The sequence below is a fragment of the Paenibacillus sp. 19GGS1-52 genome (assembly GCF_022369515.1).
Taxonomy (GTDB): Bacteria; Bacillota; Bacilli; order Paenibacillales; family Paenibacillaceae; genus Paenibacillus_AQ.
Genome location: NZ_CP059724.1, coordinates 6671916 through 6695692 on the forward strand (window position 1 = coordinate 6671916; position 23777 = coordinate 6695692).

Here is a 23777-nt window from a genome sequence, read left to right on the forward strand (position 1 = left end):
GAGGCCCTTTAATATTGTTATATACCCTTAATTATTTGACTCTGTCCTCATACCGCCGTAATGCAGACCGGCGAAGCTATCTCCAGTATATTGCCTGTAGGAATCAATCTGCCTGTGTCAGCATCGATAGTAAACGAGGTGATATTACCGCTATTCTGGTTAGCGGCAAGCAGGACCCCCCCAATGATAGCGAAGTTTCGCGGCGTACGTCCACCTGATTTCTGCCAGTCCGCTACCTCAAGCAAACCAGTGGAAGCATGAATATGAAACAGGACAATGCTATCATGTCCCCGGTTGGAAGCATACAGAAACCGTCCGCACGGTGAAATATGAATGTCGGCGGCAGTATCATTGCTACCCGCACTATAGGATTCTGGAAGCGTGTTGATCTGCTGCAATATTCCCAGTGCTCCAAGCTGCTCATCGCTTTCAAATACAGTGACTGTACTATTCAGCTCATTGATTAGATATACCCATTGTCCCGAAGGGTGAACAGCGAGATGGCGTGGCCCTGAACCAGGTGGCAGGTTCACCTCATGGTGCTTAATCAGTTTGCCTTCTTCAGTCTGGTAGAGCACAATTTGATCTAGACCCAGATCACAGACGAGTATACGCCCACCGCTGCTGTCCGGAATAACGGAATGGGGATGCGGCGCCTCTTGGCGGTCTTGGCGAAGCCCCGAGCCCTGATGTCTAACCTGGTCAGACATGACTTGAAGTGAGCCATCACCATTCAGAGGGAATACATTGACATTTCCCCCCATATAATTGGAGACGAATATGAAATCATCCTTCGGGCTGATAGAAACATAACAAGGAGATCCTCCTTCAGTCCGTTGGCTCCCAAGTGGCGATAATTCTCTGGTGCGAGCATCAATGGAAAAGGCATGAATCTCACCCTCTTCCTGCTCACTAACCGCGTACAATACACTTTTTGTGCTATTTACAGCTAAATATGACGGACTCTCAATACCTGAGATTCCTGCCAGATTTCTAATCTCCCCAGAGATCAAATTCAAAGAGCATAAGAGAAGGGCCTTCTCTCCTTTAGGCTTATAGGTTCCAACATAAAACAACATTTCATCGTAACGTTCCATGACAGCGACTCCTTCTTTAGTAATTAGCAGCCTTTACAGCTTCGAAAAAATATACATCAGAGCACAGCGAAAGGCTGATCTATATTGCCATTATCTGTACATTTTTTCACTATAGCATGTTTGCGTTTGCAATACATCAGTGATTTAAATGATTCATTCTGGGCAAACTATAAAGATGCCTCCAATTTATTACACCTGATTTAAACTATCTACAAGCGGTTAATAGTAAACATCAAAGATAACAATACTTAAGGAGATGAAGTGAAATGAGTTTTTTGTGGATGTTGATTGTTGGTGGAGTCATTGGCTGGTTGGCGGGTCTGATCATGGGCAGAGATATTCCAGGAGGTGTTATCGGTAATATTATTGCCGGTATTCTGGGCTCATGGCTTGGCGGAATGCTGCTGGGAAGCTGGGGACCTAAAGTAAGTGATTTCTACGTGTTCCCATCTCTGGTCGGAGCTATCGTGCTGATCTTTATTGTCAGCCTAATTCTTCGTTCTGTTGGCGGACGCAGCCGTTCATAAACCTGTTATACCTATAATAGCTTGTAAATAATAATGGTAAGAAGCCCGTCAGAGTATGCTCTGACGGGCTTCTTATATGTGATTACCATTCAAGAGCTGTCCGCTACTCGTTCAATGTTTTGCCATCGTGTTTCTGTTATAATAATGAAGCTAGTGACTCAAATCACAGAGAGGTTGTGAAACATGGGCAATATAAACCCCTCGCTTCTACATATTGGCTCCACTTTGGGGGCCGTGTTCATGGCGCTGATGGTTATTGTTATTCGTCTAAAAGCAAGCTCCCGTCCGGTTACCATCCGTAAGATATGGATTCCCCCACTCGGCATGTCGACTGGCTTTGCCATGTTCGTCGTACCTGAAGTAAGGTTTCCCCTATGGTGGGCGGCAATCGCCTTCTTGACCGGCTGGTTCATCTTTGCGTATCCTCTAATTCGCAGTACTATCTTTGAGCAACGAGACGGGCAGATCTTCGCCCAGCGCTCCAAGAGCTTCGCCTTTATTCTGCTCGGGCTGCTTCTAGTCCGCACACTGCTACATGAATTTATCAATCAGTATGTTTCCGTTCCGCAGTCCGGTGGACTCTTCTTCATTCTGGCCTTCGGCATGATTGTCCACTGGAGACTGTTCATGTATAAACGTTATAACGTGCTGGCTCCGCCGGAGACTCGTCTTCCTGAGCCACGGGTATAAATTTTCTGTGAACGAGTTGACCCAGACCCCCTAGCCGATGGCTCTTCATGCAGCCACCGGCTAGCTTCCGTATTCATTCGCCACGCATATTTAGTTCTACTGCTACATACAATGTCTTCACCAGTACTGCGCCATTCCTTAGAACGGACAGATAATCCTTCTCCATCCTTAAAGGTTACAGTTTTTCGAAGCGATGTCAGGTAACTTACGACCGGATACGTTAGAATATAAGCATACTTAACGTCAAGCTCCCAAAACAGGCTTTGCTGAGAACAGCATAGACATGTTGCGTGAGGTTTTGTATAACTTTTAGAGAGTGGGGACAGGCAATTGAAAAGTAAATCAAGAAAAGTGGCGATAGTCGGCTCCGGAATGGTCGGTTCCAGCTGTGCCTATTCCATGGTTAATCAGGCTATTTGCGACGAGATCATGATGATCGACCGCACGTATGACCGGGCCATGGCACAAGCGCTTGACCTCTCGCACTGCATGGATTTCACAGGCACCCGGACGAAGGTATATGCTGGCACCTCTAATGATTGCGCTGGCATGGATGTTGTGATCCTGACCGCAGGTGCAAATCCCAAGCCAGGCCAGACACGGCTTGATGTTCTGGATGACGCTGCAGTGATTACCACAGAAATTATAACCAACATTATGGCTGGCGGCTTTGACGGGATCTTTGTAATCGCCGCTAACCCGGTCGATATTGTCACCTATATGGTATGGAAAATATCTGGACTGCCCCGTCACCGAATTATCGGCACAGGCACCTCTATCGACTCCTCACGCCTAAAGACATTACTGTCTGATGTGTTCTCCATTGATCCCCGCAGCGTTAACGGCTACGCGCTCGGAGAGCACGGTGAATCGCAGTTTGTGGCTTGGTCTCATGTAACGATCGGTGGTAAACCGATTCTGCAGATTATGGAGCAGCACCGCGAGCGCTTCAGCCATCTGGATCTGGAGGATATTGCCCGCAAGACGAAGGATGCCGGGTGGGAGATCTTTACACGCAAGGGTTCTACGCATTTCGGCATTGGCAGTGCACTGGCCTATATCACCCGTTCTATCCTCAATGACGAGCATAAGATCATTGCAGTCTCAGCCATTCTTGATGGCGAGTATGGACTAAGTGAGGTATGTGCTGGGGTGCCCGCTATTATTGGACGCGACGGAATCAAGGAACTGCTAGAACTGAATTTAAGCAGTGAAGAATTCGAGAAATTCAACGCTTCCTGCAGCATCATCCGCACTGGCATTGAGAGCCTACATCTGGAGGATTGAATAGAATATAACTCCTTAACAAGAAGAAACGGCTTCGCCGTCCTTTTAGGGGTGGCATCCGTTTCTTCGAGAAATATAAGGATAAGTTATCGTGTGCAACATATAAATTCTTATATTTAATCAGCAAAAACCTCCGTTCCTGCACGCTATTGTGCAGAACCGGAGGTTTTTTGAGCTTAGATAGATTATTGTCTGAACTTCTCAATCTCGTCCTTCAGCTCAGACATCATATGATTCAATGAATCTGCCGAGGATACAATGTTCTTCATAATTTCTGTCTGCTCCGTGGAAGCGTAGGCTACCGCTTGGGCATTCTCAGCCGAATCCTTGGCGATAGTCAACATATCGGTAACAGAAGCTGTTATTTCTTCTGTCCCTGCAGACATTTCCTCGTTGATAGCTGACACTTCTTGAATCTGTAAGGAAACCTCATGGATAGAAGAGCGGATATGCTCGAAAGCAGCACCTACATTCTTCATTTTATGCATGCCCGCGTCAATTTCAACAATACTTTTCTTCATGGACTGGCCTGCGCTAGTCGTTGAAGATTGAATTCGTGCGATTAGCTCCACAATATTGATTACAGAGATATTCGTCCGTTCAGCCAGCTTCTTCACTTCATTCGCCACTACTCCAAAGCCCCGACCATGCTCGCCCGCCCGGGCGGCTTCAATCGAAGCATTCAAGGACAGCAATCCCGTCTGGTTAGCAATCTCCGAAATGACATCTACAATTTGCCCAACCTGTACGGATTGCTCCGTTAACGCTCCGATTAATTCCGCTGTTTGGTTGGCTGCGGTGATGATAATCGTCATTTGCTGCAGCGTAGATTGAATTTCGAGATAACCGGCATGTACCTCGGAGTTGACTATCTCCGCCTGATCAGATACAGCCACGGATGATTCCGCAATTCTCTGCAAACCAATGGCCATCTCTTCCGTCGCTCTGGCGGATTGCTCAGAACCTTTAAACTGATCTTCCATCCCCTGCGCTACCTCTTGAACAACTGTGGCAATCTCTGCTGAGGTATTAGAAGATAATTGCGCCGACTCCAGCAGCCCTTCCGACGAAGCTGCGACCTGCACCACGGCTGTATCTATCTTGCTGACAATAGCGGATAAAGACTCAATCATATCATTGATATTGTGGCTCATCTGGCCAATCTCATCCTCCGAATGGACCACTACCCTTTCGCTTAATCTGCCCTCGGTTACCTTCTTCATAACGGTTGAGATGGCAACAATAGGCTTAACAATACGATGGGTAAGATAAAGGGAGATAAGGACGATTAGCACTATAATACCCAGTAGAAAGAGGATGACTACTCTTTGAGCGGAAGTAACCTTTGCCGTAATCTCGCTCTTGGGTACTGTTATAAGAAGCTTCCAATCCGTCCCGGCAATCGTCTTAAAATAGGTTATAACTTCCTGCCCGTCTTCACCCTTATAAGTTTGGGAGCCGCTTTCCTGGCTCAGAATGTTTGTGACAGCCTGCTTCATGGCAGCTTCCTTGGCATAATCTGCAAGCTTTTTGCCAATCCGCAACGGATCGGACGATGTATAATATTCGCCCGCGCCTGAGATCACATATCCATATCCGGTTTCAGCTATATGGATGCTCTTGCTCATGTCTGTCAGAATGTCGGGAGTTACCGAAAAGGCTATGCCTCCGGCAAATTGATCGTCTTGGTCAACCATCGGAACGATGATCGGGATTATGTATTTTTTGAGTGGCTCCAGATACGTCATACCTGCAACTACAGGTTTATGCGTTTCTTTGGCTTTTAGAAAATAATCAGCCTTACTGCTGTCAGCCGTCATCTTAATCATATTGCTTAAAAGGCCGCTCCTATTGATGACACTGTAGCCTTCAGATTGGGTATCACTGTCATCCAGCACTTTAATCACGGGAAAGATACTCGCAAGCTTATCCGTATCAAATTCCTTATGCTGAGCAACAAGCTCCTCTACCGCGGAGGTTTTCGTCTGCAGCCATTCGTCAATTCGCGTGGTGTTCATCTCCAAGATTTTCTGCGTCAACTGCTCCGTATCATCTCGTGTAACACCTCCGAAGAAATTCAATAGAAATAACGTAGCTGCGAGCAAGGGAACAATGGCAATAGCAAGAATTACAAGTGACCATTTTGTTCGAATGGATGCCGCCTTTCTTTTCCTTACATTCATTTTCATTTTTCCCCAAACGTTTCCACTCATCCCTTAATCCTCCTACAATAAATGGTTTCCATTTACATATGCTGTAAATACATAATCATATATCGGCAGAAATAGACAAATTCTTTTGCTTTATAAACGAAAAATAAGCCTTTAGACCCAATAAATGGGATTCCAAAGACTTATATCGACAGAAATTGCATATTGATGATAATAAGGAATAGACCCTCTTCAAGCTTATTTCAGTACCTTTAAAGCCCGAACGCTATTAAGCACCGCCAGTATTGTTACACCCACATCCGAGAAGACGGCCTCCCACATGGTGGCAATTCCAAACGCACCCAGAACTAGAAAGACAACTTTAACCCCTAGTGCAAATATAATATTCTGCCAGACGATGGCACGTGTACGCTTGGCAATCCCAATCGCAACAGCTATCTTAGACGGCTCATCGGTCATAATTACAATGTCCGCTGCCTCAATAGCAGCATCTGACCCCAGTCCACCCATGGCAATCCCGATGTCAGCTCTCGCCAGTACAGGGGTATCATTAATGCCGTCTCCTACAAAAACAATCTTTTCCTTAGCTGATTTCTGTCCGTCCAGTCTTTCGATGGCCTCCACTTTATGCTGTGGCAGAAGCTCTGCATGAACTTCATCTACCCCCAGCTGCTTCCCTACCGCTTCCGCCACCGACGCTGCGTCCCCTGTCAGCATGACCGTTCTGCGAATACCCAGCGCTTTAAGTGCCTGAATGGCCCGGAGTGAATCGTCCTTCACCTCATCGGCGATCACCAGATAACCTCCGTACTGCTTATCAATGGCTATATGAACCACCGTTCCACTCTGCTCCGGCACTTTATAGGAGATACCCTCCCGTTCCATCAGCCGTGCATTCCCAGCGAGTACAGCTTTACCTTCCACCGTAACCGCAATCCCATGACCAGAAATTTCGTTATAGTCCAAAATTCCTTCTTTAGCAATATTCTCACCGTAAGCCGCACGAATCGACTCGGCAATCGGATGATTGGAATGGCTCTCCGCATAGGCGGCAACCCGCAGCAGTTCGCTCTCTGACTTACCTTCTACTGGATAAATACCCGTTACATTAAACTGACCTTTAGTCAGCGTCCCCGTCTTATCGAAGACTACAACTTTCACATCATTCAACGCCTCCAGAAAGTTGCTTCCTTTGATGAGAATGCCGCTCTTGGAAGCAGCGCCGATGCCTCCGAAGAACCCGAGCGGGATCGAAACCACCAGTGCACAAGGACAGGAGATCACGAGAAATACCAGTGCACGGTAAATCCAATCCGTGAACGTAGCCCCACTAATAAATAGTGGCGGAAGCGTAGCTAGTAGCAAAGCTGTGATGACTACCACAGGCGTGTAGGCCCGTGCGAACTTGGTAATGAAGTTCTCTGTCTTCGCTTTATTGCTGGAAGCGTTCTGTACCAGCTCCAATATTTTGGAGACGGCCGATTGGCCAAAAGTTTGAGTGACTTCCATGGTGATCACACCGTTGCGGTTGATGAATCCGCTTAATACTGCACTGCCTGGTCCCGCCGAACGCGGCACGGATTCACCAGTAAGCGCCGAAGTATCCATCATGGCACTGCCCTGCAGAATGGTTCCGTCAAGCGGCACCTTCTCACCAGGTTTAACAACGATAATATCTCCGATGCTTACGTCCTCCGGTGAGACCCGCTTCAATTCTTCCCCAATCTTAAGAAAGGCAAATTCAGGGCGGATATCCATCAGTGCCGTGATTGATCTGCGAGATTTGTTAACCGCCAGTCCCTGGAACAGCTCTCCTATCTGGTAAAAGAGCATCACGGCAACACCTTCAGGATATTCACCAATCGCAAAAGCACCGATAGTCGCTACCGCCATCAGGAAATTCTCATCAAACACCTGACCCCGAATGATATTCCGAGCGGCCCGCCAGACTACTTCACCGCCTACAATAAGGTAAGCGGCCAGAAAGATCAGTAGCTCTAGTAATCCGCTAACCTGCAATAGCATTCCGGCAGCAGCCAGAATACCTCCGCCCCCCAGTCGCAGCAGGATGCGGCGGGTGTTTCCTTCCCCATGCTCATGACTGTGACCGTGAGCATCGGAATCAGTATCTGAGTGCTCATGAGTATGACTGTGTCCACCAGCCTCAGGTTGTCCATGTTCATGTCCCTCTACGTGTCCGTGATTGCCGTTAAGTGACGAATTCTGCTTACCCTTAGCTATAATTTCCTGCAGCTTTACATTGGGTTCCAGTGCCTTAACCGTTCTCTCTGCCTCCAACAAGGCTGATTCCATATACGCTTCTTCTGTCTCCATCGTTAACGTCTTCATGGCGAAATTAACAGAACAAGCGGACACTCCCTCAATCTTTTTCACTTTGTCTTCAATCTTCATGGCACAGTTGGCACAATGCAGACCTTCTAGTGTCCATTGACGCTTCACACTGCCTTGGATCATATTCAAATGACTCAGCTCCTCCGGCTAATCTATATATGAGCACTTATTCATATGTTATCTTTAACCATATTATATTCCCTTAAGTTTCGGAGTGTCAATGCATTGTTAAGTGAACTGCCACCTTTTTCCGCTGCAGTGCCTTCTGCCCGCATGGAATTCTGTATTTCATACAACAATATAGCTATAAGCAATTATTAAACAAACATACCGTTATAAAACCATCCCCAGTGGTGAAGTACTGATTATGATGTAGAACCCTCGAGCTACAAATTTCTTTGCTCTGGTGTCTTGATATTTCACTTCATGCTAGTTATTATTAACATATGATCACTTATTCATATATAAAAAGAGGGGTACATATTATGAACAATCATCAGCATAATCAAGCGAGCCAATCGCAAGCCCAGCCGCACAATGAACATGATCATAATCACGATCATCATGGTCATAGCCATTCTGGTCACTCCCATGCGCCCAACAATAAAAAGGGCTTACTTATCGCTTTACTTATCACCGGCGGCATTATGTTTCTCGAATTTTTCGGAGGTCTATTTACCAATAGTTTGGCCCTACTCTCTGATTCTGGTCATATGCTCAGTGATACTGCTTCGCTTGCGCTCAGTCTTGTTGCGATGATATTCGCAGTAAAGCCGCCTTCCCTGAAGAATTCCTACGGATTTTATAGATTTGAGGTTATGGCCGCATTATTTAACGGTGTCACTTTGTTTGTTATTGCCGGATTTATTATGTGGGAGGCTTTTCATCGTTTCTTTGCACCACCTACAGTTGCCAGCGGCTCCATGATGATCATCGCTTCAGTTGGACTGCTTGCCAACCTCGTCAGCGCCTGGATGTTAATGCGAAAAAGTGATGTAAAAGAGAACCTTAATATACGCAGCGCCTATCTGCATATTTTGAGTGATGCCTTAGGTTCGGTTGGCGCTATTATTGCCGGACTGATCATGAGTCTATTCTCTTGGTATGCTGCGGATCCGCTCATTAGTGTTTTGGTCGCGCTGCTTATCTTAAAGGGAGCTTGGGGAGTCATTAAACAGGCTTTTCATATCCTCATGGAAGGAACTCCGAGTGCTGTTAATACCGATCAAGTCAAAGATACGTTAATGCACATTGATGGCGTGATCGATGTTCATGATTTGCATATCTGGACCATCACTTCAGGACTCGATTCTCTTAGCTGCCACCTGCTTATTAAAGACGACATGGACCCTCAGACCGTCCTGCAGCAGGCCGTTACGCTTATGGAGGAAAAGTTCAATATTCAGCATTCCACCATACAAGTTGAGAATTCCCAATTACAGCATAGGGATCTAAAAGTCTAAATCAACCGCTTTACTGTTAGAATCTATTAATTTGGGCATACTGGTAGAAAGAATGCTATTTAAGAGAGGAAGGATCTACAGTATGTCGAAGCCCCGCCATAAAAGTTCTTTTTCACAGAAACGCCCTGTATTAACCGTTGTTATCATTGAGCTGCTGCTGCTCTTGGCCGTAGCTGCCGCCGGAACTTACGCTACACTGCAAGAATTAAGCTACACTGCACCCGTATTGATCTCTTTTATACCCATTGCGCTCGTGTTAATTGTCTACTTTACCGTCAAGCAGAAATGGAGCTATTTCGGCTTCAAATCACTTGGCAGCATTCCTGCAGGCAACTGGATCTATTATGCCCCACTAATTCTCGTTCTGATCACTATTTCGCTTAAGGGCTTCCGCACGATCAGCGTGTCTGAGGTGCTGTTCTTTATCTTTTTCACACTGCTCGTCGGGTTTGTGGAGGAAAGTATCTATCGGGGATTAATTCTGAAGACCTTGTTGGCAAAAGGGGTCAAACCCGCGGTTGTGACTTCTACTATTCTATTCTCGGTCACACATGTGCTGAATGCGATGTCCGGTCAGGATACCGCTCAGACAATTCTTCAAGTCGTATATGCCCTGCTGCTTGGTGCTGTGTTAGCGCTGCTGATGGTGAAGAACGATAATATCGTCCCGTTGATTCTCTTCCACTTCGCACATAACCTGATTCAATTTGTAGGAAATGACAACTCTAGCGCCTTCATCGGATACGATCTGTTTATATTGGGTGTGCTGGCCGTGCAAACCGTTTGGTTGGCCATGTCCTTCAAGAAACCATACGTGTCCTCCCACATAGATCAAGCTAGTTAATACCAAAGGATAGGAACACAGGACATCAAAAAAAACTTTTTTTAGACTTGAACCTTACGTAGCGTAATGAACTATAGTTAATTTACCGGTAAAAAGTTAACGCAAAAGAAGGAAATGATTATGAAACGACAGTGAAAAGTTGGGGAGCTTGCGAAGATAACAGGTTTAACAGTAAGAACTTTGCGATATTTTGATCAGATTGGATTATTTTCTCCTAGAAGTGTCCATTCAAATAACACGATTAAAAGAAGACATTCTTGTTCAACAAAATCTTTTAAATGAGTTGGAGAATGTATCCGTATTATTCCGAAACGAATCAAGCAAAATACTTCAAGAAGAGCAGTTAGACCAAATGAAAAAGCAGTATGAAAGTACCGATGTAGAAACCCTGAATAAAGCAGAGCAAAAGTTCAAATCGGCTCTATGAGAAGATACGCAACTACATGCAACAAGGTATTCCCGCAACAAACAAAGAAGTTCAAAGTTTAGCTAAGCAATGGCAAAATCTTGTGGAAATGTTTGCTCCAAAAAATGATCCTGAATTTATGAAATCAGCAGAAAAATTCCACATTGAGAGGGTGAACTTTTTTTGAGTTCATCCTCTTTTTAATTGTAAGCTATCTTCAATCAAGGAGATCTGCCAGATGACATCAACCTAGATTGGTTTTACAGCTACACATATTTCGCAAAAATCGTTGTGAATCATATCAGTAGTGTATCTTTCAAAAATCGGTTTGTTGTCAATTTGATATCTACTCTTTTGTAAATACGAAAAAATTTCGGGCCACGCTTTTTGGATATCCTTCGCAGTATGTTTAACTTTGTAAATAACATATTCACCAGCAGAAAGTTGACTTTCACAAATTGAATTATCCATTTGATAATCGTTTGAAATGACAATACAAGCATCATATCGACAGTTTTTAGGAAGTGTCGTTTCTGGGTTGTCTTGCGAAATTCCGAGTATTATTGCAGATTCATCTAGTAGATTTTTTTCCTCAGCCCATTTTTTCAACTTTTCCATCGCTTGAATGTTTCCAGGTCCATATGGACCCACTTGTCGCACATAGGCGATACGATATTTTGGAAGAGATTCGACTTTAATTTCCATATCTTCTTTTTTCCTTTCTGTATTATATTTAATACATTTCGAATACTATCATGATATAAAAATATATTCATTTGATTTATCGTTCAACCCATGCCGTTCCCTTTGCGCCGGAGCGTTCTTCACTATTGTCCCAAGTTCTGCTCAGTTTCCTTGGCCTTTGTCAATATGCCCGAGACTCAGCAGGAGATACCTGCCTCTGGGCATGCAAAACAAATAAGGGTAAGCTTGGCTTACCCAAAAACATATAAATCAAGAAGAAACGGCTTCGCCATCCTATACTGACGACAGACGTTTCTCGTAAAAATATAAGGATAAATGGGCCCTTACTTTTATGATAAAGGGAATTTCTCCCTCTAAATTCGTTAAAAACCTCACTTTTTAGGAATTAGAGGGAATAACTCCCTCTAATTCTTAAAAAGTTACTCATTTAAGCCCATATGGATAAATTTAAAGGGGTAATTTCCCTCTAATCTCTAAAATAACCTGAATATAGCATAATTAGGAGGAGAAATTCCCTCTATTTCGATGTGTTGACCTCTGTCATATCCGTTGAAAGTGGCTCTACTACGCGTTTTAACTATTTAGGTTAGGGTCAAGCACTGATGATGACTTTAAGTCGATTAGTGATCGTGTGGAAAATATAAATTCTTATATTCCGCAAAAAAAGAACGCCCCGCGGGCGCTCTCTGTCCTGTCTTATTAGGTTACAGCTAAGTCGGTTTGCTGCTAAGCTACTCGTGGCGGATATGCTCATGCGTCTGCAAAAAGATCTGCTCTACATGCGCATCATTTAACGAGTAATACACGGTCTTCCCTTCTTTGCGGCGCTTCACAATCCGCAGATTCCGCAAATAGCGGAGCTGATGAGATACTGCGGATTGACCCATATCCAGGATCGTAGACAAATCGTGTACGCATAACTCTCGTTGGGATAGAGCGTAGATGAGCCGCACTCTTGTCGGATCACCCAATGCTTTGAACATCTCAGCCATTTTATCCGTTGTCTCCCGTTCAGGCAGGATCAACGAAATAGATTCTGGTTCAAGCTCCGAACCCTTGCATGTCTCATCACATTCTTCTAGTGCTGCTGGCTCCATGCTCTAAGCCCTCCCCTATAGGCTAATCCGGCTCAACCGGCTGCCATAAACATCATGTTCTTTAATTATAGAAAGAACTACTCCGAATGTCCATGGAGAGGGATTATCACTTAAACATAGACCACTACAGCTTACACCGCCTTGCGCCAGAAGGAGAATAGACCTGCCGCCAGAAATACAATCAGACTGCCGAGCACCACGATCATCAAACTATCTAGAGGTAAATTGAAAGCCCCAAATCTGTCTTGTCCATTAGGCGTCATAGCTAACGCGGGCTGTACCCAGGGATAATAAGGCCCATATGTTGCGGAATTTGCGATTAGGATATTGGGTATCGTAAAGCTCACATTCAGTGCCAGCGGCGCGCCAAAGCTGCTCCAGCCTTGAGATACGGCCAGTTGCAAGGCAGCTAGAGGCAGACAGGCAATCCAGCCGCCAAATACGCTGCGCAGCAGGAGCGACCAGGGTACCGGAGTGGTGGCTTCGCGAATCCAACCCATTCCGAGCAAGCACACGAGAAACAGTAACTGTACCACTCCCAACAAAACGATGATCATTACATATTTCGATAAATAGACCTTCGCCCTTGTTACAGGAAGGGAAAGCAGCAGTTTCCACCCTCCATCTTGATGCTCATACCGACAGATCAGCGCTGCGAAAATACCCGAGAGTACTGGCAGAAACAGCAAGCCGTGAATCACAGACATGACAGAGAGCAGCAGCTCCCAAGTGACCTCTTCCCCATCCCGAAAGGATAGCGCACCAGGCAGTATAGCAATTGCCGGACTTAAGATCACAAGCAACCAAATGTACGACTTGGACATCTTCAACCGTTCAGAGGCGCATATTCGCCAAAAGGAACCCATATTCATTCCACATCCTTTCGTGCGAAGTGTACAATACCCGGCAGCAGCACCAAGAGGCCTAGCAGTAAGCCTGCACTGCTGTATAGTATATGATGCGGAGTTCCCCAAGCCAGATACGGCCAAGATAAGGGAACCCATTCCGCGAGGAACATGGCAAACAATGAAGTGAGCGATAGCGTCAGCCCCAGCGCAACCGGAAATGTCTGATTGCGGAAGGATATGGAAAGCCACAGCTGCAGGACAATGACCGGGAGTGCTGCCAGATAAGACAGCAAGCCGATCCGAAACACATCTGCGTACGGAATAAGCTCATGCTTAAAGCCCAAGGCCAATCCAAGGCCCACTGCGCCTGCGGAGAGCAGCAGACAAGAGAAAGCTACAAGCAATAGACAGAGCAGCAGCTTAGCCATAAATACGGATGTGCGGGAGATGGGCAGGGCCAGAAGCTGCTTCCAAGAGCTCGTCTGATGCTCGATATTTGCTATTAGTGAGCAGACTAGCGTACCGCCCAAATAGAGAGCTACTGGCACAAAGTCAGACAGATTACTCAGCAGACCGCCCCATAAATCAGCACTATACTGCTTGGTTAGATAATCATAACGAAGTCCAAAGTTAAGTCCCTGCATAGCGACTAATCCAAGCGGACCGAGAAAGACTAGGAACCATAGTCCCCGGCCGCGAATCTTCATCCAGTCCGCTGACAGCGCCCGCCAGACCATCATGCTTCCCCTCCCCCAATAACCTGCAGGAAGAAATCCTCAAGCGATTGTCTATGCTCCTCCACTCGGTAAATAGAGTGGCCATTCTCGACCAATTCCCTCACCAGCAGTGCTACTCTGGCATCGTCCATGCGGGAGAAGATCAGCTTGTCTTCCCGAAGTGCTCCATCATAGCCACAATGTCCGGCCAAATCTAAAGCCATTGTCGGATCAGATACATGCAGCCGCATTTCCCCTGCTGCCTGCTGCTGTAGATTAGTGATCGTGTCCTGATAGATCAGTTGCCCTTGCCGGATTATCCCTACGGTATCCGCCATTTGTTCAATCTCACTTAGCAGGTGACTGGATACAAGAACAGTAATTCCCTGTTCCAGCGGCAACCGCTTAATCAGGCTGCGAATTTCCTGAATGCCTGAAGGATCCAGGCCATTCGTTGGCTCATCGAGAATTAACAGCTCCGGACTGCCTAATAGTGCTGCAGCTATGCCTAAACGCTGCTTCATACCCAGTGAGAAGCCCTTGACTGCTCGCCTCTCTTCACCTGTTAAGGAGACAATATCCAGCACTTCGGCAATTCGCTGCTTGGATACCCCAAGAATTCGGCGAATAACCTCTAGATTGTCTACAGCGCTCAGATGGCCGTAATAGGACGGCGACTCCACCAGTGATCCTATCTTGCGCAAGATTTGCAGCTTATTCTTACGCAGATCCCGGCCGAATATTTCAACACTGCCCGATGTAGGCGTAATTAGTCCGAGCAGCATACGGATCGTTGTGGTCTTACCCGCTCCGTTCGGCCCCAGAAAACCATAGATTTCTCCCTTGCTAATATTCAAATTCAAATTCTCCACCGCAGCCCGGCCACGGTATTTCTTCCACAAATCCTTGGTTTCTATAACCGTATTCTTCATGTTCTTCACCTCGGTATTCAGCATAACGCTCCAAGGTTAAAACCAAAGTTGCACGAAGTTTAAGTTTTGTTTAAATTTCCTGATGTGGATTAAAGAGCACTATCGAGGTGCCTTGCTGTGTACTTTCCATCGTCCAATCCAGCTCCATAGCTTTAAGCAGCAAATCCACGATAGTAAGCCCGAGGCCTGCACCCTTGGATGTAGAATCACTTCCCAGACCCTGTCCATGATCGGTGATCATAATGACGCGTAACCCTGCACGAACTTCGGTGGAAATCTTCACATAACAACCACTGCGTGCGTGCCGTACGATATTCTGATACAGATTATCTAGAATACGCCGGAACCAGACCACATCGACACTCCAGTACAGCGGTTTGGTTTCAAGGTCAATATCGACCTTAAAGCCTTCCTTCTCCCATAGAGGATACCAGGCTGCGGCACTTTCCCGAAGTAGCCTGAGAATATCTTTGCGCTCGCGATTCAGAATCACCCGTCCACTATTCAGCAGGTTATATGACAGCAGATTCTCAATCAGCACACCAAGATCCGCAATACGCTCATCCATCAGCTTCAGGGACTCTTGACCTTGCGACGTTATCTTCTCCTTGGTCAACACATGTAAGTGGCTGCGGATGATGGTTAGCGGCGTACGAAGATCATGAGACAAATCGGATACAAGCTGCTTGCGCAAGTCCTCTTCTTCCGACTCTCTTCTACGGCTGCTGGCAAGCTCTGCCACCATCGTATTAAAAGCCTCCTCCAAGCGGCCGATTTCATCCGGCTTGCCCGAAGCAATCGCCCCCGGCATTCCATCCGGACCGGTGATGGTCATCGCCGTTTGGAGACGCAGCAGACGTTTGCGTATGCCAATAAAAAAAAGCCAAGAGACTACTGCAAAGGCAATAAACAGCACCAATAACACCAGGCCATACCATATGCTGATGCTCTTCCCCAAGACAACGTTCAATACAGACTCGGGGATCTGCATAACCATGAAACCTTCCCCGGACTCGGCTGTGTCACCCACAAAAGCGACGATGGTCAAAGGCTCACGTTTCATACTCTGTTTCATAAAAGCAATCGCCGTGGCCGTCGTCCAGTGCACCGGTAAGGGGCCTCCAACTTCCTCTACTTCCTGAACTGACTTAGCAGGCCTAAGCGTTAGTCGAGTCATCCCTTGACCATCTACCCAGAACATGGTTGCCCTGCTATACTTCCCGCTCAGTTCATGCAGCCGTTGATCGATAACCTCCGGTGAAGCACCTTGCAGCAGCAGCGCTTCATTATGCCACAACTTCTCCAGCTTCTTAATATTGGAATAGAGTACTGCATCCTTTGGTTGCTCCTCTGCATCCATTCGGTTGAACAAACCATATGCAATAATGGTTAAGGGCAATACTACCGGAAGGAACAGCAACGCAGCTATAATAATCAACAAATAACGTGATAGCAGAGAACTCCGCAGCTTTGAGAAACGTTCTGTCCTCCTCATGCCCTTACCCGGTACCCAATTCCACGCACAGTTTCGATAATCTGTGGCACCGCAGGGTCAAGCTCCAGCTTTTCGCGTAAATAACGAATATGGACCATCAGCGTCTTATCCCCTTCCATATAGGCTTCGCCCCAGACCGCTTCGTAAATCTGCTCTTTGGTCATAATCTGACCGAGATGGCGCAGCAAATAGGAGAAGATCTGGTGCTGCTTGCCAGTAAGCCTAATTTCCTGTCCAGTATCAGCCTGGACCACCCGGTTATCACTCTCGTATACAATAAGATGCTTCAGAGTGAGCGGTTCAGAAACAGCTGTGCCTGCCCGTCTCAACAAGACCTCGATACGGGCAGCCAGTTCATCCGGATGAAAGGGCTTCGTCAAATAATCATCGGCGAACTCCAATCCCTGCAGCTTGTCATCAATGGAGGTCCGAGCAGAGAGCATTAGGATTGGAATCTGGGGATAGGCCCGCTTCAGCCGTTGTCCAACGGTGAATCCGTCCAGTCCAGGCAGCATAACATCGAGAATAACCAACTGGCAGTCTGCTGCCGCTTCTAAAGCTCCCTCCCCGCTTTGCAGCCAACGAACCCCATACTCACGCTCACGCAGATCACTGGATACAACATGGCCGATCTCCCGGTCATCCTCAATATATAGCAGCGCAACACTCATTTAACGTCAATCCTTTCCCACTATATATAAATTAAAAATCCCCGGAAGCAGCGGATATCAAGCTGGTGCTGGGGATGCGATTGTCTGCATATTTTATCAAACACTGTAAATAAAATGAGCGGGTGGCAATTCTTCCGGCTTTCCAAAGAGATAGCCTTGCGCCAAATCTATACCTATATCGCGGCAAAAAAGAAATTCTTCCCGTCGCTCGATGCCTTCAGCCAGCACTTTGGCACCAAATTCAGCCGCTCGGCTCATAATATCCAGGATCGTACTTTGCTTCACAGCGTCTTCATCGCAGTTACTGATTAATTCACGGTCTATTTTTACATAATCCGGTTTCAGGCTGCACATTAACTCTACCGTTGAATAACCCGTACCTACATCATCAAGCGCAACATGCATCCCCTGACGCCGGTACTCGGCAAAAATTGTGTGCAGGTGGGCAATATTCGCTATATTTTCCGTTTCAACAACCTCAAATACGAAATCCTTCGGGTCTTGGTTCAACCTGTCTATCGCCTCAAAGGTATGGGTTAGACAATATTGCGGATTATAAATCGATGAGGGCAAAAAATTTATAAATCGTTTGATTCCCTTCGGTAAAAGCTTCGCGCTGCTCTCAATGGCTGAAACTCGCGCCGCCCGGTCCAGGAAACTATGAAATCCCGTCTGACGGGCAATCTCAAACAGCTCATAGGGCTGAAAATAACTTCCGTTCTGCAGCGGCCGCAGCAGAAACTCGAAACCTACGATCTCTTCGGTAACGTTTACAATGGGCTGTAAATAGCTGCAGAAATCATGATTGGAAATAATATTTATCAAATTATCATGGGAGAATCTAATCTCAAGCTGCTGCAAAGATAACCAGCGTTCGTGAAGACCGACACCCTTTTTACCCGTAATGTAAAGAGCCAAGGACACCGTTAACAGTTGCTGCAATTCACCTAGCAATTTCAACAAGCGCATAAGTTCCTCTAGCGATGTATAAGGAATAATACCCATACTCTTAACTCCCGCTATATCATAACCCGCAGCCTTTATAGCATTAGCAAGAGAGATGGAATAGGGGCGTATTCTTAATTCACCTTGATCTTCCACAGGTTCAATAGCAAAACAATCCTTACAGCTCATAAGATCCCCCCAGCTCAATGGTTCAGAAAATGGTGGGATCATTATAGCACAAGTAGAAACGACTTCGCCGCTCCTTCTAGAAGACGGCATCATTTCAGCGATAAATAGGAGAAAAAGCCATCCGTACACCTCATAGGGTCTCGGATAGCTTTTATTAGGAAAGCCATTATAACTAAAGAACGGAAATACGCTACTTGCCGACAGCTCCAGCAGTCGATTCCCAGACCCCATGCTGTTTATCCTTACCGGCATATTCCATCCGGGTTGGCGTAAGCCTCAGGATCACATAATCAGGATCATCCGGCCCGGTGAACCATTGCTCCAGCTCTTTACTCCACACCTTCGAGCGCAGATCCTCATTCTCCGTGACAGCAACGGTAGCCTCAATCTCCAGCACATCCTTGCTGCCTCCCGCTTCATATCCGAGCAGCAAAAAAGCATGGGGATTATCCTGCAGCTCTTCTACCTTATGCGTCTTGCGGCTGGTAGCCAAATAAATATCCAGTCCTTCATGAAACACCGCCATATAACGCACCTTTGGTTTATTACCGGCTTCGATCGTGCCGAAGGAACCAAATTTATTGTCATCCAGTACCTTGATGATTGTCTGCTCCAGCTCTCTGTTATCCATTGACAGTATAGCTCCCTTCTACTATGTGAATATATGTTTATATATTCACGACCTCATTTTGGGTTTATCATTAATATGGTGCTTACTGTAGTGTACCCGCTGGAAACGTATTGAATCCCGCATCGTTACATAAATCCAACTTGCAAGGAGCTTCATCCGTGAAAAAACTGCTCTGGATCAGCTGTCTCTCTTACTTTGTTATCGGGCTCGCCCATGTGGTGCTCGGCTCTATTCTTCCCGTTCTTCTGGAGCATTATGATCAAAATTATAGTGCCGGGGGCCAACTTATCTTCAGCCAGTTCTCCGGCTTTCTAGCAGGTGTACTGGTCTCACCTTTTCTGAACCGCCGCTTTGGCAAACGTGGAGGCATTCTCATTGCCACCGGGCTGTTGCTGGTTTCCCAAATTTCCTATGCCTTTCTTCCGCCTTGGGGTTGGATGTACGTCATCGCCGTTGCCGCAGGGTTCGGGTTCGGCATGATCGAAGCTGTCATCGGTACCATTATAATCGCCGCCATTACCGAAGGAACTGCCATAGCGATGAGCAGGCTTGAAGTCCTGTTCGGGGTAGGCGCACTGATTATGCCTCTGATCGCTAGTCCGCTCATTGCTGCTGGATGGTGGAGGCTTTCCTTTCTGATTGTTGCGGCATTCTCGTTAATATCGCTTTTCTTCTGGGGAAGCCGCGCAAGCTTTGGGAAGCTGCAAAGCGTACTGGACGACCGCGCTCCCCGCACTCGCCCAACGAAAACGTCCACGCAGTCTTCCCGGGTAGGCAAAAAGCTCCCGTATGTAGGCAAACAGTGGGTGCTGCTCGGTATGTTCATCCTTTTTTTCTTTCTTTATGTAGGTACTGAGATGAGTCTGGTCAATTTCATGCCAGCGATCTTTATCGCCAAACTGGGAATAAGTGAATCTGCGGCGGCCTTGACCGTAACCTTTTTCTGGCTCGCCATGGCCATAGGCAGGCTGTTTGCCGGGGTTATAGCCGAAAAAATCACCTATCGTATGTATGTTCTCGGTAGCTGTTTTATTACCCTACTGCTATTTATTCTGTTTCCCTTCTCAGAGCACCGCATCGCCGCGTTCACTATACTCATACTGCTGGGATTGTTCATGTCTGGCATTTTCTCCATTGCCCTTGTCTTCTCCAGCAAGCTGCTGCCTGGCGCCGAAGAAACGACACCTAGTATCATGATCGCTTCAGGCGGAATTGGTGGAGCTATTCTGCCTCTCTTAACGGGCTGGTCGATGGATCATCTGCAGGTGGCCCAGACTGCAGGCATGCTGGCTGTTTTCGCCGGTTTCCTATTTTTGCTTAGCTTTGCCGCATGGAAAATGGGTTAATATAGAATGTACTTAAATTCTGTATACAAGGGTGGAACGAATGATGGACGAGCTCTCCTCCGAACCTCTATTACATACTGCTCTTCTGCAGTTTATTTTCCCCTTCTCCATCAAGCAGGGCGAAGCTATGGCTCTGATTCATCGGTTAGAGAAGGATGGGTTCACTCGTTTTTTTCTAGATCAGAAAGAGCTGGAGGATGCTTATTACGGAGATGGCTACAAAGTCTCGCATGAAAAAATGGAGCGAAGCTACCTGCCTTTTGCCGCCCACGTCCTGTTCCCGCACGAGAAAGACAAGAATTCCTTCCGCCGCTTCTCACGGGTAAATGCGCTAGACTGCAGACTGGAAATGCCGCAGCAAGCTGTAAATTTCCAGGTCCTCTCGACAGATGTATTTATCTGTCCGTTCCAGCTTGGATTCATCACCGTACGGGTCCGTATTGAAGAGGAGAACATTCCCTTCAGCACCGCATTAGAATTCGCAGACCGCTTTCGGCAATTGGAGAATGTCTCCGTTCCAGATGAATGCACCACTATCCATTGCGGGGACAGAATTTTTAAGCAGACAGAGGATTTTGTCTTCCGAAATCTGGTCGATGGGTTGGAGCCGTTTCTGGACGCCTCCGAGTTAAATGGAGCTTATTTTGAGACATTGCCTTTTTTCGTCGATGAAAGAATGATGGTGCAAGCCTTTTACGGCTTTGGGCGCCAGGAGGATAAGGATGAGCTTAGTGTGGAGCTACGCTATCGCGCCTCCCAGTTGGATGGGCTCGATCTGCACGGCAAACCGTTCATTAGCGCCAGTGATCCCGATTATATTGCAGATTATATCAACAAGCACTGCTATAACCGCTGGGGCCCGGATACCTATTACGTAACGAATGAACAAACCTTTTGCTGTCTGAGCCGGGCTACTCCCGAGATCGCTACCCACTTGGCTAATCAAATGTACGGGGAATACTATTATGGTTTGTTGCTCAGTATTTTTCATAAAATCGTTCTGCTGAAGCTGGCTAATCTGCACTCTCGTCTTAGTATTACACGCGATTATGACGAAATTGAGGATTTAATCTTTTTGATCACCAAGTTCTCGGCCAAATATTATTTTCTAGAACTCATTTCACAATCCCAAGGTCGGGAGATCTTCATCCAGCTGCGTAAAGTATACGGGAATGATGCCTTGTTCGGAGAAGTGAAGCAAACTCTGGATGACCTGTTTCAATACCAGAATAAGTTCCAGGCCAAACGCCGGGATATGCTGCTGATGATCCTAACCGTATTTACAGTAGTCAGTGGCATTTACGGTATGAACCAGGTCATTGAAGATTTGAAGAACCCTATCGACTGGAGCAAAATGCTGCAATACTCCCCTTTTGAGTATTTGGCCCTCTTCCTGACCTGCAGCGGGATTCTCGTCAGTCTTATCCTTACAATTCGAGAGCTGTGGAACGGAAGCAAGAGCCGCCGTAAAAAAAGATTAAGCCATGAGGAGTAAGCGGCCGTCCACAGTTGTTTACAGCAAACTCTGCAACTGGGAGCAAGCTTCCTTATAAGCTGCACTTACTTCAGGCAACAAGGCTGCCGCTGCCGCAAGGTTGTCCTGTCTGGCATGAAGTTCAATTCCAGCGCAGACGGAGGCCAGATACTGTGCCCCAATGCCCAGACTTCCCGATTTCAGGCTGTGAGCAACTCCGGCGCTTTCGGCAAGATCCTTGTTATCGATCGCTTTCTGCAAGGCTTCTATTCTAAGCGGGGTGTCGCTCGTGAACATGTCCAGCAAGGTGCGCAGCAATTCTGGCTCTCCGTCGCCATCCAATTCCTGAATACCGGAAATGGTCTCTTCATCCAGTACCGGTATGTGAGCGTCCGTCATCCTGATTCCTCCTTTCCCTATTCAGTCTCTGTTTGCCATTCTGTTGTTATATTATATCTCATTAGATCACTTCAAGATATTTCAAATTGGTGGAATGCTGCTGGACAATACAGGAGTGTGCGTCTATAATACACCGTAAGAACGTAGCAACACCCGTGAACTTCATAGAATCAGGGGAGCTGGAATTAGGCCGGCTGAGATTGTATCCCACAAGATACTGACCCTTATACCTGATCTGGATAATGCCAGCGTAGGAATAGCCACTAGTTCGGGTCCCAAGTGACCTCTACTATCTTGCGCCAAACCAGCGTCCCGATCATCGGGGCGCTTTTTGTTATGGGATATTTCGGAATCAATATGAAGCCGGGTCTTTCGTTACCAGATAAAGGAGAGAAGAAACATGGGAGTCAAAAAAGTATTAACGATGGGCCTAAGCTGCCTGCTGATCATCGCCATTGCGGGCTGCGGCAGTAATAATGGGAATTCCGGCAACAATAAGGTGAGTACTACCGGAAATAATGAGGCTGCTCCTGAAGCAACTGCTGTTGCCACGGATGCACCGAAAGAGCTTACCAAGCTTAAGATCGCGCTCGACTGGACACCCAATACAAACCATACCGGTCTATATGTGGCCAAAGATCTTGGATATTACGCTGAAGAAGGTCTGGATGTAGAAATTGTGCAGCCCGGTGCGGCTGGTGCCGACACGATGGTAACCTCCGGTGAAGCAGCGTTTGGCATTGGTGCCCAAGAAAGTCTGACTTTAGCTCGTCTGCAAGGAGTGCCGCTCGTGTCTATCGCCGCTATTATCCAGCATAATACTTCCGGATTTGCCGCACCCAAGGACCGCAACATCAAGTCTCCGAAGGATTTTGAAGGCAAAACCTATGGTGGCTGGGGCTCTCCTGCCGAAGAAGCAGCGATGAAAGCGATCATGGACCCGGAAGGCGGGGATGTGAAAAAGGTTAAACTGGTGAACATCGGGGAAGCCGATTTCTTCACCGCCGTGAAACGTGATATTGATTTTGCCTGGATCTTCTATGCCTGGACCGGCATCGAAGCTGAGCTGCGCGGCGAGCCCATCGATATGCTGTACTTGAAGGATTATGCACCGCAATTGGATTATTACACCCCTGTACTAACTACAAGCGAGAAAGAGATTGCCGATCATCCTGAAATAGTGAAGGCATTCCTGAAGGCTACGTCGAAAGGTTATCAATATGCCATTGATAAGCCTGAAGAAGCGGCCGCCATCCTGAGTAAAGCCGTACCGGATCTAGACCCTAAGCTGGTTCTGGCCAGCCAGAAATGGCTCAGCCCGAAATATCAGGATGATGCTACCCGCTGGGGGGAGCAGAAGGCTGAAGTATGGCAGAATTACGCCGACTGGATGTACGGTCTGAAGCTGCTGGATAAGCCACTGGACGTCGCCAGCACATTTACGAATGATTTTCTACCCGCTGAATAGTGATCGATAAATACAAAATAGAAA

General features: G+C 46.8%; 22 protein-coding genes, 1 pseudogene and 1 riboswitch. Of the genes and pseudogenes, 10 read left to right on the forward strand and 13 right to left on the reverse strand.

Annotated elements, in window-relative coordinates:
• Nucleotides 1–47 precede the first annotated feature (47 nt).
• Nucleotides 48–1097 carry a lactonase family protein gene (locus H1230_RS30615; RefSeq protein WP_239713528.1) on the reverse strand — a complete coding sequence of 350 codons (1050 nt, stop codon included), beginning with the start codon at nucleotides 1095–1097 and terminating at the stop codon, nucleotides 48–50.
• 266 nt (nucleotides 1098–1363) lie between these two features.
• On the opposite strand from H1230_RS30615, the gene H1230_RS30620 reads away from it, so the two are divergent.
• The 3 genes from H1230_RS30620 to H1230_RS30630 all read left to right on the forward strand — a co-directional run bounded on the left by H1230_RS30620 (nucleotide 1364) and on the right by H1230_RS30630 (nucleotide 3601).
• The gene (locus H1230_RS30620) at nucleotides 1364–1624 is read left to right on the forward strand and encodes a GlsB/YeaQ/YmgE family stress response membrane protein (protein ID WP_239713529.1); all 261 of its coding nucleotides are present in this window, start codon (nucleotides 1364–1366) and stop codon (nucleotides 1622–1624) included.
• 183 nt (nucleotides 1625–1807) lie between these two features.
• Entirely contained in the window at nucleotides 1808–2314 is a 507-nt protein-coding gene (locus tag H1230_RS30625) for a CcdC family protein (RefSeq protein ID WP_239713530.1), read from the forward strand.
• A 330-nt stretch (nucleotides 2315–2644) separates the two neighbouring features.
• Entirely contained in the window at nucleotides 2645–3601 is a 957-nt protein-coding gene (locus tag H1230_RS30630; RefSeq protein WP_239713531.1) for an L-lactate dehydrogenase, read from the forward strand.
• A 185-nt stretch (nucleotides 3602–3786) separates the two neighbouring features.
• Here the strand turns inward: H1230_RS30630 and H1230_RS30635 are convergent, their stop codons facing one another.
• The gene (locus H1230_RS30635; protein WP_239713532.1) at nucleotides 3787–5814 is read right to left on the reverse strand and encodes a methyl-accepting chemotaxis protein; all 2028 of its coding nucleotides are present in this window, start codon (nucleotides 5812–5814) and stop codon (nucleotides 3787–3789) included.
• A gap of 195 nt (nucleotides 5815–6009) precedes the next feature.
• Entirely contained in the window at nucleotides 6010–8247 is a 2238-nt protein-coding gene (locus H1230_RS30640; protein WP_239717653.1) for a heavy metal translocating P-type ATPase, read from the reverse strand.
• Nucleotides 8248–8609: 362 nt separating this feature from the next.
• Here H1230_RS30640 and H1230_RS30645 point away from each other — a divergent pair, with 362 nt between their 5' ends.
• The 4 genes and pseudogenes from H1230_RS30645 (at nucleotide 8610) to H1230_RS30660 (ending at nucleotide 11024) form a co-directional block, all read left to right on the forward strand.
• Nucleotides 8610–9587 (forward strand): cation diffusion facilitator family transporter, encoded by a 978-nt coding sequence (locus H1230_RS30645; protein ID WP_239713533.1) that lies wholly within the window; start codon nucleotides 8610–8612, stop codon nucleotides 9585–9587.
• 82 nt (nucleotides 9588–9669) lie between these two features.
• Nucleotides 9670–10431 (forward strand): CPBP family intramembrane glutamic endopeptidase, encoded by a 762-nt coding sequence (locus tag H1230_RS30650; protein WP_239713534.1) that lies wholly within the window; start codon nucleotides 9670–9672, stop codon nucleotides 10429–10431.
• Nucleotides 10432–10587: 156 nt separating this feature from the next.
• Nucleotides 10588–10647: pseudogene (locus tag H1230_RS31565) on the forward strand (MerR family transcriptional regulator); the annotation flags it as partial.
• Between the two features lie 176 nt (nucleotides 10648–10823).
• A complete protein-coding gene (locus H1230_RS30660; RefSeq protein ID WP_275591273.1) occupies nucleotides 10824–11024 on the forward strand; it encodes a TipAS antibiotic-recognition domain-containing protein in 201 nt (66 codons plus the stop codon).
• Nucleotides 11025–11086: 62 nt separating this feature from the next.
• On the opposite strand, the gene H1230_RS30665 is transcribed toward H1230_RS30660, so the two are convergent.
• The 9 genes from H1230_RS30665 to H1230_RS30705 form a co-directional block, all read right to left on the reverse strand.
• On the reverse strand, nucleotides 11087–11542 hold the full coding sequence (locus H1230_RS30665; protein WP_239713537.1) for an AraC family transcriptional regulator: 456 nt from the start codon (nucleotides 11540–11542) through the stop codon (nucleotides 11087–11089).
• Between the two features lie 731 nt (nucleotides 11543–12273).
• Complete coding sequence (locus H1230_RS30670) at nucleotides 12274–12639, reverse strand: ArsR/SmtB family transcription factor (RefSeq protein ID WP_239713538.1); 366 nt, start codon at nucleotides 12637–12639, stop codon at nucleotides 12274–12276.
• Nucleotides 12640–12770: 131 nt separating this feature from the next.
• The gene (locus H1230_RS30675) at nucleotides 12771–13505 is read right to left on the reverse strand and encodes an ABC transporter permease (protein ID WP_239713539.1); all 735 of its coding nucleotides are present in this window, start codon (nucleotides 13503–13505) and stop codon (nucleotides 12771–12773) included.
• A 2-nt stretch (nucleotides 13506–13507) separates the two neighbouring features.
• Nucleotides 13508–14224: an ABC transporter permease gene (locus H1230_RS30680; RefSeq protein ID WP_239717656.1), complete on the reverse strand. Its 717-nt coding sequence runs from the start codon at nucleotides 14222–14224 to the stop codon at nucleotides 13508–13510.
• On the reverse strand, nucleotides 14224–15135 hold the full coding sequence (locus H1230_RS30685; protein ID WP_239713540.1) for an ABC transporter ATP-binding protein: 912 nt from the start codon (nucleotides 15133–15135) through the stop codon (nucleotides 14224–14226). The genes H1230_RS30680 and H1230_RS30685 overlap by 1 nt, the downstream gene beginning before the upstream one ends.
• A 70-nt stretch (nucleotides 15136–15205) precedes the next feature.
• Nucleotides 15206–16630 carry a sensor histidine kinase gene (locus H1230_RS30690; RefSeq protein WP_239713542.1) on the reverse strand — a complete coding sequence of 475 codons (1425 nt, stop codon included), beginning with the start codon at nucleotides 16628–16630 and terminating at the stop codon, nucleotides 15206–15208.
• Nucleotides 16627–17301, reverse strand: coding sequence for a response regulator transcription factor (locus H1230_RS30695; protein WP_239713544.1), 675 nt, complete (start codon nucleotides 17299–17301; stop codon nucleotides 16627–16629). Before H1230_RS30695 ends, H1230_RS30690 begins: the two co-directional genes overlap by 4 nt.
• 96 nt (nucleotides 17302–17397) lie before the next feature.
• Nucleotides 17398–18435 (reverse strand): EAL domain-containing protein, encoded by a 1038-nt coding sequence (locus H1230_RS30700; RefSeq protein WP_239713545.1) that lies wholly within the window; start codon nucleotides 18433–18435, stop codon nucleotides 17398–17400.
• Nucleotides 18436–18625: 190 nt separating this feature from the next.
• Nucleotides 18626–19066 (reverse strand): pyridoxamine 5'-phosphate oxidase family protein, encoded by a 441-nt coding sequence (locus H1230_RS30705; protein WP_239713547.1) that lies wholly within the window; start codon nucleotides 19064–19066, stop codon nucleotides 18626–18628.
• Between the two features lie 158 nt (nucleotides 19067–19224).
• On the opposite strand from H1230_RS30705, the gene H1230_RS30710 reads away from it, so the two are divergent.
• Nucleotides 19225–20412, forward strand: a complete 1188-nt coding sequence (locus H1230_RS30710; RefSeq protein ID WP_239713548.1) for an MFS transporter — start codon at nucleotides 19225–19227, stop codon at nucleotides 20410–20412.
• A 40-nt stretch (nucleotides 20413–20452) separates the two neighbouring features.
• Entirely contained in the window at nucleotides 20453–21907 is a 1455-nt protein-coding gene (locus H1230_RS30715) for a hypothetical protein (protein ID WP_239713549.1), read from the forward strand.
• Nucleotides 21908–21925: 18 nt separating this feature from the next.
• Here H1230_RS30715 and H1230_RS30720 read toward each other — a convergent pair whose 3' ends face one another.
• Nucleotides 21926–22285: an Hpt domain-containing protein gene (locus tag H1230_RS30720; RefSeq protein WP_239713550.1), complete on the reverse strand. Its 360-nt coding sequence runs from the start codon at nucleotides 22283–22285 to the stop codon at nucleotides 21926–21928.
• A gap of 162 nt (nucleotides 22286–22447) precedes the next feature.
• Nucleotides 22448–22559, forward strand: a riboswitch (TPP riboswitch).
• A gap of 126 nt (nucleotides 22560–22685) precedes the next feature.
• On the opposite strand from H1230_RS30720, the gene H1230_RS30725 reads away from it, so the two are divergent.
• Nucleotides 22686–23753 (forward strand): ABC transporter substrate-binding protein, encoded by a 1068-nt coding sequence (locus H1230_RS30725; protein WP_239713552.1) that lies wholly within the window; start codon nucleotides 22686–22688, stop codon nucleotides 23751–23753.
• The last annotated feature ends 24 nt before the right edge of the window (nucleotides 23754–23777 follow it).

Excerpts from the sequence above, each read along its gene's own strand:
- H1230_RS30635 (WP_239713532.1), bottom strand. The coding sequence starts at position 5,814 with ATGAGTGGAAACGTTTGGGGAAAAATGAAAATGAATGTAAGGAAAAGA.
- H1230_RS30690 (WP_239713542.1), bottom strand. The coding sequence starts at position 16,630 with ATGAGGAGGACAGAACGTTTCTCAAAGCTGCGGAGTTCTCTGCTATCA.
- H1230_RS30665 (WP_239713537.1), bottom strand. The coding sequence starts at position 11,542 with ATGGAAATTAAAGTCGAATCTCTTCCAAAATATCGTATCGCCTATGTG.
- H1230_RS30675 (WP_239713539.1), bottom strand. The coding sequence starts at position 13,505 with ATGGGTTCCTTTTGGCGAATATGCGCCTCTGAACGGTTGAAGATGTCC.
- H1230_RS30645 (WP_239713533.1), top strand. The coding sequence starts at position 8,610 with ATGAACAATCATCAGCATAATCAAGCGAGCCAATCGCAAGCCCAGCCG.
- H1230_RS30695 (WP_239713544.1), bottom strand. The coding sequence starts at position 17,301 with ATGAGTGTTGCGCTGCTATATATTGAGGATGACCGGGAGATCGGCCAT.
- H1230_RS30670 (WP_239713538.1), bottom strand. The coding sequence starts at position 12,639 with ATGGAGCCAGCAGCACTAGAAGAATGTGATGAGACATGCAAGGGTTCG.
- H1230_RS30625 (WP_239713530.1), top strand. The coding sequence starts at position 1,808 with ATGGGCAATATAAACCCCTCGCTTCTACATATTGGCTCCACTTTGGGG.
- H1230_RS30640 (WP_239717653.1), bottom strand. The coding sequence starts at position 8,247 with ATGATCCAAGGCAGTGTGAAGCGTCAATGGACACTAGAAGGTCTGCAT.
- H1230_RS30715 (WP_239713549.1), top strand. The coding sequence starts at position 20,453 with ATGATGGACGAGCTCTCCTCCGAACCTCTATTACATACTGCTCTTCTG.
- H1230_RS30680 (WP_239717656.1), bottom strand. The coding sequence starts at position 14,224 with ATGGTCTGGCGGGCGCTGTCAGCGGACTGGATGAAGATTCGCGGCCGG.
- H1230_RS30615 (WP_239713528.1), bottom strand. The coding sequence starts at position 1,097 with ATGGAACGTTACGATGAAATGTTGTTTTATGTTGGAACCTATAAGCCT.
- H1230_RS30720 (WP_239713550.1), bottom strand. The coding sequence starts at position 22,285 with ATGACGGACGCTCACATACCGGTACTGGATGAAGAGACCATTTCCGGT.
- H1230_RS30620 (WP_239713529.1), top strand. The coding sequence starts at position 1,364 with ATGAGTTTTTTGTGGATGTTGATTGTTGGTGGAGTCATTGGCTGGTTG.
- H1230_RS30685 (WP_239713540.1), bottom strand. The coding sequence starts at position 15,135 with ATGAAGAATACGGTTATAGAAACCAAGGATTTGTGGAAGAAATACCGT.
- H1230_RS30700 (WP_239713545.1), bottom strand. The coding sequence starts at position 18,435 with ATGAGCTGTAAGGATTGTTTTGCTATTGAACCTGTGGAAGATCAAGGT.
- H1230_RS30650 (WP_239713534.1), top strand. The coding sequence starts at position 9,670 with ATGTCGAAGCCCCGCCATAAAAGTTCTTTTTCACAGAAACGCCCTGTA.
- H1230_RS30725 (WP_239713552.1), top strand. The coding sequence starts at position 22,686 with ATGGGAGTCAAAAAAGTATTAACGATGGGCCTAAGCTGCCTGCTGATC.
- H1230_RS30705 (WP_239713547.1), bottom strand. The coding sequence starts at position 19,066 with ATGGATAACAGAGAGCTGGAGCAGACAATCATCAAGGTACTGGATGAC.